Below are 10,423 nucleotides of genomic sequence, written 5' to 3' on the forward strand. Positions count from 1 at the left end.
CTTTTACTGGTAAGGATTTGGCAACGGAAAAGCTAAAGAACATCACGGTATAACTTGAAGTTTCCCTGTCCCCCATGATGACACCCTTGGCGATCGCAGAGCCATAAGGTGAATACGTACTTTATGGGAATCCTAGCTATTTTATAAGGCTTTCTTATATTCTCTATATGGACACAGGGGGGTTAACCTGGCTAACATTAAGTATGGCCTAGTCAAATAACATACTTAAAAAATACAAGTAATAAGAGATTTTATAAAATCATGCAAGTTTATTTGAACGTGATTCCTGATGCGGGCGACAGGCGACATAATGAAGTTATCTTATTAGACTCACTCACCCGTAGAGACATCCTAGCGAAGCTTGTAAACGTTACCGAAGATCCTGATAGGTATTTGTTGGCTGGTGCTGAGTCTATTCAAAATCTTGAAAGTATCTATGATGAGGAGGAGGAGTCATTAACCCTTACTGAATACTTAAAGAAAAAAGATATCGTAGTATCTGATGGTTCTTTTCATCTGTTAGCTACGCGGGTAACAAAAGAGTTTGTTAAAAAGTACGGACAAAAGCCCAAAAGAGTGCATCGGCAATCACCTACTACAGGTAAAAACAATTTCAGGATAACTAGTAACGAATATGGCAGTCTTAAGTAACAGTGTTATCATAAAGACTGCAAGTACTTAAAACTATTATGATAACTAAGATAATCTCAGGGCTGCTAGGGGTGTCCATAGTGCTGTCCAGTTCCTCTGTGCTAGCCAGGAATATCCTAATGGGAATAACTAAGGACGGGGCTAAACTGTATGCTTTGACTAACTACCTGCCTAACTCCGAGGATGATGGCATGGAGGGCTGGACATCCTTCACTTATGCCATAGAGGATGCCAAGGGCTACAGGGAGGTAAAAGCATACACATCCTTCTGTAATGGTGGTAAGCTTCTGTCTCAGCCAGTTAAGCGTACTAAGGACACCATGAAAGTTCCCGGTTGGTATTCTGAAACAGCTAGCGGTTCTGTAAGTGTGGTAGCCGATAGCCAAGCTAGCTATGACCTACTTAAATCAGTCTGCTATCTGGTATATAACCAGTACAGATAAACCAATAACTAAAGAATCTCTAAAACGTTCTGGGGATTCAGTTATTAGTCATCAGTGATTAGTCGTTAGTTATTGCTGTCTGTCTGCTTTGGCTGATAAAGTACCGGACTTGGGCAGCCATAGTGAGTCCATTAGTCGCTGAAAGGGTTCTTAGTTGGTGGTAAAGTTCACCATTCAGGGTTACAAGTAATCTCTTGGTTTTCATAGCGGCGCTATCTGGGGGTAAGTCGATATCTGAAGGGTTACAAGGTGAGAAGGCAAAGCCTTATGCGTTTACCTTGGTTCTTCCGGTCTGCCCAAGGCTATTAGTCCACCTGATGGTAAAGTAGCCCGATTGGTCATATTCTTTACCCTTATTAGTCCAGCCCCGATAAACACTACCTGGCTGCCACTCGATGAACTCAGGGTTATCTAGTTCCGGTCTGAAAGACCAGTCATAAACGGCATCCTCGAAGCCTTGTTTGTAAATCAGATATTGGAATCCGTTCTCAAAGGCTAACGAGTCATGCAAGGGATAATCGCGAAAACCGTCACACTCTTGTTGTCCCAAGGTATATAACTGGATGATTTGGGCTAACCTGGGGTCAAGGCTAGCGCCTTCTATCATTGTGTATTTTGGTTGCGATCGCCTGAGATGTAGCCATATCCCTTTTATCGCCATATTGCCCGCCAGGTATAGGGTTGAAAGTGTACCTTTTACCCCCAAAGGAAAACTTAAGCTGTATGGAGCCACTGTGATTTATTGGTTTAATATTTCGCATTGTCCCAAATCCGTCTCAGATGGTATACTTGGGACAGTCCAAAAGTGGTTAAGGACGTATAGCTCAGTTGGTTAGAGCGCTACGTTGACATCGTAGAGGTCACTGGTTCGAATCCAGTTACGTCCATTTGTTGTATAGTTGTACCTTCACAAATTGAATCGCGACATGTGTACATTAACTAATTATTTGTCACTGTTAACAGATTATTGTCATTTTTAACAAATTAATGTCCATTAGGTATTCTGGATTAGCCATATCAAAGATTAACTGCTATGGTCACACTGCCAGTTTAACAACGCATGACTTATTAACTAAGGATGTTGGCGCAAATAAACTCTACTGGTGAACGAAAGTGCGTCTTCGACCAGAGAGGGTCGTCATTTGTCATTTCTCAATGGTAGAGATTTGGAGGATATTTACGTTTCGTAATATAGTTACCTAATTTACCTGCAATCTTCTCTATCCTATAGGCGGAAGAAAATTGACAATATTTTGTTACAAGCATTTTCAGGGAAATAGACCATGTAGTAGGGGCGCAAGACCTTACCCCCCCTACGAGGATTTGTGGTTCAAAGAAATGAAAATTGCTGTAATTTGACAAGTTTTTGTTCCATTAGTCCAAGAATTCCATGACTTTTACCAATCTTTCAACCCACCTATTTTTAAGAGAAGTTTGTAAAACTCTCTCCAAAAAAATTGTCAATTTTCAAAGTTTTTTTTCAGCTCTTCTCTAGCTAGGAATGCTTTTGAAATGTAAAAAAGTATTATCGTGCAAAGTCTCATTTTTCCTGATTTTAAACCGTCTTTAACTGAGAAGGGTGTTGAAATACTTCTGATTACTTTTGTTTTTTGTGTGTCCACTCCTTTCAATCCGCCTCTAGCTGGGCTACGGTGTATACACAAGTCCTAAAATCATTGCCTGGTAAGATACAAGCCTTAGTAGGCAAGGTTTTGAGTTAAGCAAACTGATTATCAATAATATCAGCTTATTGATAGGGGACTAACGGAAAATCAAGGATTTTAAAAATAATTTTCCGTTGTTTTTCGTTGATTTGATTGCCAACTCGACTTGTGTATACACGGTAGAGGGGTGTTGAAACCTAACTGCTTCTTTGTAATCAAACTCAAGCTCTTTACCTTTCAACCCGCTTCTAGCTGGGAGGGGTGTTGAAACCCAACTGCGATCGCACTTGTTCACTTGTCAAGGTTCGGTGTTTTGTCAATCAGTTTATTTTGCGGGAATGGTAAGCGGAGATCGCTAATTCTTTCGCTTTCTCTTGTGGACTACCTCGAATTGGCTGTTTTGACTCCTCTATAACAATTCCAGCTTTAACAGCTCAGGAGTGAATATTTGCCATCAATCTGCCATAACTCCATTGATGAACGCTAACTCGGTACTGTTTGGCATACTGTTTTTGAACTTCTATTAAGTCTGATTTTTGTTCAGCTTTGGCTTGAACCTCACTTTGAACTTGCTCTCGCATATTGTCTAATTTGGGTAGAACAATACTTCCAGCAGAGTATGTTTGGGCGATCGCAATAATCTCTTTGGCGAGTAATCTGTCTATATATTCGCCTAACTCCGATTCTCCAAACTGATTTGGTGCAGCAAGCGTTTGAGCTATTTGGCGTTGATGGGATAAAAAATGCTTTTGCTTTTGCTGTCGATTTAGCAGTTTGTAATTATCACCCAGTAGTTGTGTGATGCTGCGATAGGTAATTACTTGACCTGTAGTACCGTCTACTACTGCTAGCGTTGCAGGCTTTTCTAAGCCCAGGCTAATACCAACAAGAATATGAGATTGTCCTTTATATAAAGGTTTCGTGGGGCGAGGAAAAGGGTTATTAATTCTGTCTAAGGTAGAGTTTTTCCGTTTTATGTGGGCTTGCTGTTTTTCATTAAGGTCGCCTTTGGCTTTTGTATTGGTGATAATTTTAGCGATTTCTTCAGCTTTCTCTTCCCTTACTTGATTGGTTCCTTCAGTCGTCCATAGGCGGGTATCTACAGAACAGTAGAGGGTTAAGCGATTAACATTCCAAGGATCGCCTTTGCCTTCCTCTTCTTGCCAAGCAATACGCCCACTACGCAGGGTGAACAGGCTACTGGAGTGTTAATTTTTGCTATTTTTCTTAATTTGTTGATCTTCTAGGAAGCGTTGAAACCAGTGAAGTTGGCGAGAATCACAATAAACTTGAAAGCTATGCTTTTTAGCTTTTTTCCCATTCGTTGATTGAGTTTTAGCAGTATTAAGGGGAGCAAATTCAGCCAAAACTTCAGCAGCTATAGTGCGAAGACTATCTAAGCTGACACCACTATTTTCGACCAATTCAACATCACTTTTGAGCATTTCCAACCAGCGAATTTTGCCTTCTAGTTGGAACTGCGTTAGCGAAGCTCGCCGAAGGCATCGCTTCATTAGGGCAAACCATGATTTATATATGTAATTCACCAATGCGATCGCACTCGTATAAAACCGTCCAGGCTGACCAATAAAGCGAGGGTCAGTTTTCAAAGGTTCGCAGAGTTGTTTCACTACACTAGTGGGGTGTTTGCCTTTTTGCCGCCAAGTTTCAAACTCTGGGTGTTGACTTACATGACGTAGTAGTTCATTAATCAGTGGCGTATTTAACTGAGCCATCAACTTCCATAGTTGCTGGTGTGATGACTCTGAGGCTACAAGGCGACACTGAATAGTGATTTTACTCATCGCTTTAAAACAATATTGTCTAATACTAACATAATTGTATTAAACAACTCTTCTGTAAAATAAATTGTATGCAGGAGACATTTTTTACAAGCAAGGAAGCTGCTGAAATCACAGGCTGCACCCTTCGTCAGCTACAGTATTGGCGAGAGAGGGGGGTGATTGTTCCTGTAATCAGTGAGACTGGGACAGGACGTAGTATTTATTACTCAAAGTCCAATTTGCTGGAACTGGCTGCAATGTCATATTGGCTATCTGTGGGGTTAAGTTTTGACATAGCCAGCACCACGCTAAAAAAGCTGAAAGATCAAGAGCCGGAGTTATTTATTTCAGGTCAAGGTAAGCGGTTTATGTTGTTGTGCCAAGCGCAGGAGCGTTCGCTTGAGCTTGTGGAGTTTGACAGAAAAAAGGCGATCGCATCTTTGGATGAAGGTAAGCCTGTAATTCCAGTGTGGTTGGACGTGATTTATCAGCAGTTGCGTCAAAAGTTGGATAAAAATTAAGACTCTTATTATAAAGCAGACACCACTGTACTTTAAACTGTTACAACTATTGGGATGCGATCGCCTTCTGTATTGACAACATGAATTAGTAGATGCATTTTACGTATTTACTTATCTTCACATAGTTTGGTTTTTTTATGCCGACTTACTTACTGGAATATGTATTGAAGCTCCTAATTTTTGTATTATCAATTATGCTTTCAGCCTTCACTGAACTGTATTGCTCTATAGTTTGCTATTTCTGGATATAAAATACTGCCGATATAATTCACAGGTTGGTATCACTTTATCTCTTAACTGTTTGATCACTCCCATACTGATTAGTTTATAAGTCATGCTCGAATCTAATGATATCGGTTGTTGAGAATTGATGACAATATCTAACGCTTTTGCTAATTCAGGTTGTTCTTGCAAGGTTACTTGATGACGCTGCAAGTGATGTGAATAAATTCCACTTGGTGTAGCTGCTGTATTGAGGAATTGAGCAAAAGTAATTTCTTTGCGACTAAGATGATAAATAGCCGTATGTACTAATGCTGGATGTCCTTCGAGCAGAGCCATAAGTTCTGTAGCTTCCTGATAGTCAGTCCAGTTAAGTCCATAGCGTTGAGCTAACTGTTGTACCTGCTCTACATTGAAGCTACTTAAGTCTATTGGCAGCCCTACATTAAATGGAGATTGTTTTAACTGGAGAGGTACATAAATTTCAGTTGAGTGAACTATAATCAGTCGTAACTTTTGCCAGATTGGTTCTCTTTTAGCTTCTTCGTACCATGAACGAAACAGAGGTAAGACATCTTTTGCTACTAAAGGATGCTCAAAAATATATTGTACTTCATCTAACGATAAAACCAAAGGAGTATCAATTTGCTTTAATAAATAGTTCCGAAAATAGAGAGAACAACTAATTTTACTGCCGATATCTTCATCCCAATATTCTTCTAACTTTGGTTCTAGCTGAAGTTGATGGGTAACGTTGGCACACAGCCAGCGCAAAAATCGATTCAGGTCGTTCAAAATTACGTCGTCAATTTGCTCTAAATTTAAGCTAACAGTGTGGTAGCCTTGGCGTGCAGCATAATCCAAAGTTCTCAGCAGTAAAGAAGTTTTACCCATCTCTCTAGGTGCTTTGATGCGGACTAAAGCACCAGATTTTCTAATTTCTTGACAAACTTGTGTTTCAAGCGCAGTTCGTTCTATGTAAAAAGGAGAATCGAGGGGAACTGCACCACTTGGGTAAGAGGGAAAATTAAGGGAGTTGTCAGTATTTTTACTCAACACAGGACGATAGGAGTTAATATGGTATAAAAAAACGGGTTCTAAGATATCTTTGGGCTTATACTGCCCCAAATTAACTGCATTTACCTGTAAGTGATGTTTAACCTGGTCGTAGACGGTTTGAGATAAGCAAATTCCTCCGGGTTCAGCTTGTGTGTGCAGTTGTGTTACTAAGTCTACCCCTTTACCCAAAACGTCATTGTCTTTGAAAAATACCTCTCCCAGATGAATGCCAATTTGATATAGCAGCCTATCTGGTTCTAGCAAATTAATAGCGGCGATCGCTAGTGCTTTTTGGATTTCTATGGCACCATCTACTGCTTTTTCAGCACTTTCAAAGGAGAATAATAGTCCATTCTCGAAAGACTTGAGAACTTGTCCGCCAAATTGCTGGCAATACTGACGCATTTGTTGCCAGTTCTGCTGTACAATATCCAAATGCTGCTGATTTACTAGCATTTCAGGTGTAAAAGCTACTATCCCGGCGAACATCAAGGTAAGGTAAGTAGTAACTATCTTGGAATTGGCAGGTTGTAGTGCTAGCTTTTGATTTACCCAATCCAAATTGAGGACTTTAGCATAGATTGGGTTTTTGACTGCTAAACTTCCTTGATGTTGGGTGACAAGTCCTGACAAACGCAATTCTAGGTATTCAGGGGAGTTTTGAGCAGGGATTGTTCCCTGTTGTAAAATCTGTTGATATAGCTGTAATAATTGTGTGCTTTTTAGAGTATTGCGAAGCAGGCGATCGCGTATTGTTCTTAAATGCTCTGGTTCGTCCTGAGCTTCCCAATTTTTGATAATTTGGTTCTGGACAATTTGCTCAATCCACTGCCGTTCTTCACCCTCTTGAGGGGGGCAAAATTCTATGCTGTTATTGCAGTGATTAACAATTAACCAACACAGTTTTTGAGTGAGAAATGGCTGTCCGTTAGTCCAATATAAAATTTCTTTTAAAACTGCTTGTGGGTTACTAAGTTTTCCTACCAATCCGTTTACTAAAGGTTCGCTATCTTCGATTTTGAATCCTTGAAGTTCAATAGCTCGACCGATATTAAAAGGCGTAGAATAGTGTTTGTCTTGAATCAAATCTGAAGGCGCAGCTACTCCCAACAAAGCAAATGACAGTCGCCTATAGGCTGGCTTCATAGCTCGATTTTCATAGCAGTGGCGAATCAAGGCAAAAAATTCGTCGGTGGAAAACTTTAAACCCAGCACATTATCAATTTCATCGATAAAAATAACAATTTTTTGCGGAATCTGGGTTAGTAATACTGTTTCGATAAACTCATTTAAGCACTGGATGGGGGAAAGATCATCGCGTTCTCTTAACCAACTGCGCCGATTTATCTGTAATTGAAAGCCGCTGACTAATTCTTGAATAATCCCCCCATACCAATTGGGGAGCCGTAATTTGCTGGCTACCAATGCCACTCAACTCAATTTCTGCACAGGCAAATCCTGAAGAGAGCAACTTATCCATCGTCCGTACTCGCAAGCTAGACTTCCCCATCTGTCTTGCGTTGAGAACATAGCAATACTCAAGAGCTAATAACCCTTCGTAAAGTTCAGTATCAGCTTGTCGCACTACATAGGTAGGCGCATCAGGCGGAAGACTACCACCAGGCTGATACTGATAGGTGGGGTTGAATTTGGCAAACATTGGTATTTTTCAAATGCTTAAAACCTTTTTCAGTGTTAATTTTCACATATTTATGTGTTTATGTATACCTGAATTTAACTGAATTTAACTGACTTTTAATAGTCCTGAATTTAACTCAACTACAGAGTTAAAAAGCCAAGCATACTTTAAATTGTGATGAGCAACAGAATAACTATTGATGTTTAAACTAGTTCGCGGTGCGAAACTTTTTTTAAGTCAAAGTTAACTCTCATTAAGCTCAGTTACTTGAGAACAAGCTATGGTTTTTTGTGAATGACTTCTAGTACCTCAAACAATGTTTGGCGGCACTTACCCTGATTTGAACCATGCCCAAAGAATCACAAACGTAACAAACCTAAGGAGTATATCATGTCCACTTTGTACACAATTCATATCGTAAATAACAGCAGTGCTTTTCAAAACTTCTTTGTCTTTCAGAAACCTGCGATCTACGTTGGAGGTCCGACGGTATATTCAAACAGCCTGTGGAGTCAGGGTATATTACCGTCCTCTCAAGGTGGTTCTTCTGCCACGTTTTTGATGCTGCAACAATACTATGCCGGTGTTCAGCAGCAAATAAACCCTCCAGTAGTCGGAGGGGTTAGTGGATATTCGTCTGCGATTCAACCGATAAACTTAACACCACAACCACCTGATACTACAACGAAGAACACGACCAGTATGATAGTATCACCAGGGTTAGGATTGACACCGCCTATAAACACCTCTGGGGTACAAACTGGTGCTTTTCGGATTACCACTCCCACATTTAATCCTACTCTAACCCCGTACAATGGAGGATTAGCATCTCAATCTCCGACGGGTGCGGTGACTCTTTCCAGTTTCATCGTCGCCCAGCCAAATCAAAACATAGATTGTCAGCCAGTACTACAATTTTATGTACAGACTGGAACCTACACGCCTGGTACGGTCATTAACTTTACGACTTCTTCGGCAAACGCCGCTGTGTGTGATGCGACTACAGGATATGTGACATTTATAGTTGCTTACAATGTAGATGGTACCTGGTCTGTGACATCGAGCGCACCGACTCAACTCATGGGTCAAGCCCGAATTTCTGCCTCCGCTAAAGCCCACGACTCTGCCGCATTTCCATCAGATGCACTACTGAATGCAGAGATTAAAAATGAGGCAGGAACGGCAGTTATATCCACAGGTTTGGCAGCCAACTTTAATGCACCTGTCACAGTTCAAAATTTGAGCAACCCCGGTGTTATTCACCTCCATGATGAATACCAGGTGGGTCCCAACGGTGGACCTTATGTCGGACGTATGTGCATCAACATAGCAGGAACCACGGCTACGTTCCAGTAACTCGAACAGTGCGATCGCCTATCTTGTCGGGTACGTTAGCGGGACTTAAACATTTTTGAGAGGGAAACAAGCCTCAAACCCATGCAGGGTAAGGGAAATACACTAAATACTCAAAAATAGCCCAAACCCAGATATATCAAAGAACCAAGCAAAACAATGTCAAAGTCTTTCTGTATATGGATTTAGGGCTATTTTCTGAGTGTTTTTTGTCTAAATCCTATTAGGGACTTCCAAAAAATAAGTGATCCAAAGGGGAATGGCACTAAGATAACGGTAAACCTATTATTCATAAGGCTTTTGGGTGTGGGGTGTGGGGTTGCAGGTTCGTGAGCAAGAAGTTTGTTAATATTTGCACTCCTAGCTAGTTTTCTTACTTTTTCCCTACCCCCTACACCCTGCCCTGACGAGGTTTCGTCTTTTCTTAGTGCCATTCTATGCACTAAAAGTGTGCGCCGTGGTACGCACTGATTGAATTGCCAACACAAAGTACAACACTACCTGACAACCAAAAGCAAGCCGTCTCAAGTGGAACACAATTACCCATCCCAGCTATGAGATTGTAGGCGATCATCTTAACCCTTTTTTGTTACTTTTGACAGAAAATAAAGACTGTAATCATTGCTATGACTATGAGTTCTCTTTCTTTTCAACACACCCAAACGGACGCTGACATCCGCCAGCTAATCTGGTTTTTAATCACCTATACCACATTTAGCGCGGACGGACAGTATTTCACCGTCCCTGGTGTTCTACCCCTCAGTTATTACTCGACCCCTGCCTATTGGGGAGATTATATCTGTAACGTTTGGGCAGGGCAAAACGGTGCTGATTGTACCGTTATCGTCAAAGATCACGGTGACGAGGGAACTGACCCCTCGTATTACCGTAATGGAGAAGGCAGTCCAGGGGCGCAACTTCAGATAGAACGGGTGGACGCGACTGATGGAACCGATATATACGATGCCGCCTGTTGGCAGATCGCCCTCGCTCTAGCCGCCAGTAAAAAACTAAGCGATAACCGCTTTCAACCCCTAGCTATCTAATTGGTATACAAAGCAGGTAAGCTGAAAACTTGCATCTAGCA

The 10,423-nt window shown here is 41.1% G+C and carries 8 protein-coding genes, 1 tRNA gene and 1 pseudogene; 6 read left to right on the top strand and 4 right to left on the bottom strand.

All coding sequences use genetic code 11. The features are described from left to right. Positions 1-261 precede the first annotated feature (261 nt). Positions 262-651, top strand: coding sequence for a hypothetical protein (locus HWQ58_RS20870; protein ID WP_292866716.1), 390 nt, complete (start codon positions 262-264; stop codon positions 649-651). A gap of 119 nt (positions 652-770) precedes the next feature. After that, positions 771-1,094, top strand: a complete 324-nt coding sequence (locus HWQ58_RS20875; protein ID WP_292866718.1) for a hypothetical protein — start codon at positions 771-773, stop codon at positions 1,092-1,094. Positions 1,095-1,359: 265 nt separating this feature from the next. Here the strand turns inward: HWQ58_RS20875 and HWQ58_RS20880 are convergent, their stop codons facing one another. After that, complete coding sequence (locus tag HWQ58_RS20880; RefSeq protein ID WP_292866719.1) at positions 1,360-1,827, bottom strand: hypothetical protein; 468 nt, start codon at positions 1,825-1,827, stop codon at positions 1,360-1,362. Between the two features lie 80 nt (positions 1,828-1,907). On the opposite strand from HWQ58_RS20880, the gene HWQ58_RS20885 reads away from it, so the two are divergent. Further along, positions 1,908-1,981: transfer RNA gene (locus HWQ58_RS20885), tRNA-Val, on the top strand. Between the two features lie 1,097 nt (positions 1,982-3,078). On the opposite strand, the pseudogene cas12k reads toward HWQ58_RS20885, so the two are convergent. Beyond that, a pseudogene (gene cas12k, locus HWQ58_RS20890) lies at positions 3,079-4,563 on the bottom strand (type V CRISPR-associated protein Cas12k). Positions 4,564-4,631: 68 nt separating this feature from the next. Between cas12k and HWQ58_RS20895 the strand changes: the two are divergent. After that, positions 4,632-5,063, top strand: coding sequence for a MerR family transcriptional regulator (locus HWQ58_RS20895; RefSeq protein WP_292866720.1), 432 nt, complete (start codon positions 4,632-4,634; stop codon positions 5,061-5,063). Positions 5,064-5,288: 225 nt separating this feature from the next. Here HWQ58_RS20895 and HWQ58_RS20900 read toward each other — a convergent pair whose 3' ends face one another. Together HWQ58_RS20900 and HWQ58_RS20905 are read right to left on the bottom strand one after the other, a co-directional pair. After that, the gene (locus HWQ58_RS20900; protein ID WP_292866721.1) at positions 5,289-7,769 is read right to left on the bottom strand and encodes an AAA-like domain-containing protein; all 2,481 of its coding nucleotides are present in this window, start codon (positions 7,767-7,769) and stop codon (positions 5,289-5,291) included. Next, positions 7,657-8,004: a hypothetical protein gene (locus tag HWQ58_RS20905; protein ID WP_292866723.1), complete on the bottom strand. Its 348-nt coding sequence runs from the start codon at positions 8,002-8,004 to the stop codon at positions 7,657-7,659. Before HWQ58_RS20905 ends, HWQ58_RS20900 begins: the two co-directional genes overlap by 113 nt. 369 nt (positions 8,005-8,373) lie before the next feature. On the opposite strand from HWQ58_RS20905, the gene HWQ58_RS20910 reads away from it, so the two are divergent. Beyond that, positions 8,374-9,339, top strand: coding sequence for a hypothetical protein (locus HWQ58_RS20910; RefSeq protein WP_292866725.1), 966 nt, complete (start codon positions 8,374-8,376; stop codon positions 9,337-9,339). A gap of 623 nt (positions 9,340-9,962) precedes the next feature. Beyond that, positions 9,963-10,382 (top strand): hypothetical protein, encoded by a 420-nt coding sequence (locus tag HWQ58_RS20915; protein WP_292866727.1) that lies wholly within the window; start codon positions 9,963-9,965, stop codon positions 10,380-10,382. Positions 10,383-10,423 lie beyond the last annotated feature (41 nt).

Source organism: Nostoc sp. LPT, from assembly GCF_017115165.1.
GTDB lineage: Bacteria > Cyanobacteriota > Cyanobacteriia > Cyanobacteriales > Nostocaceae > Nostoc.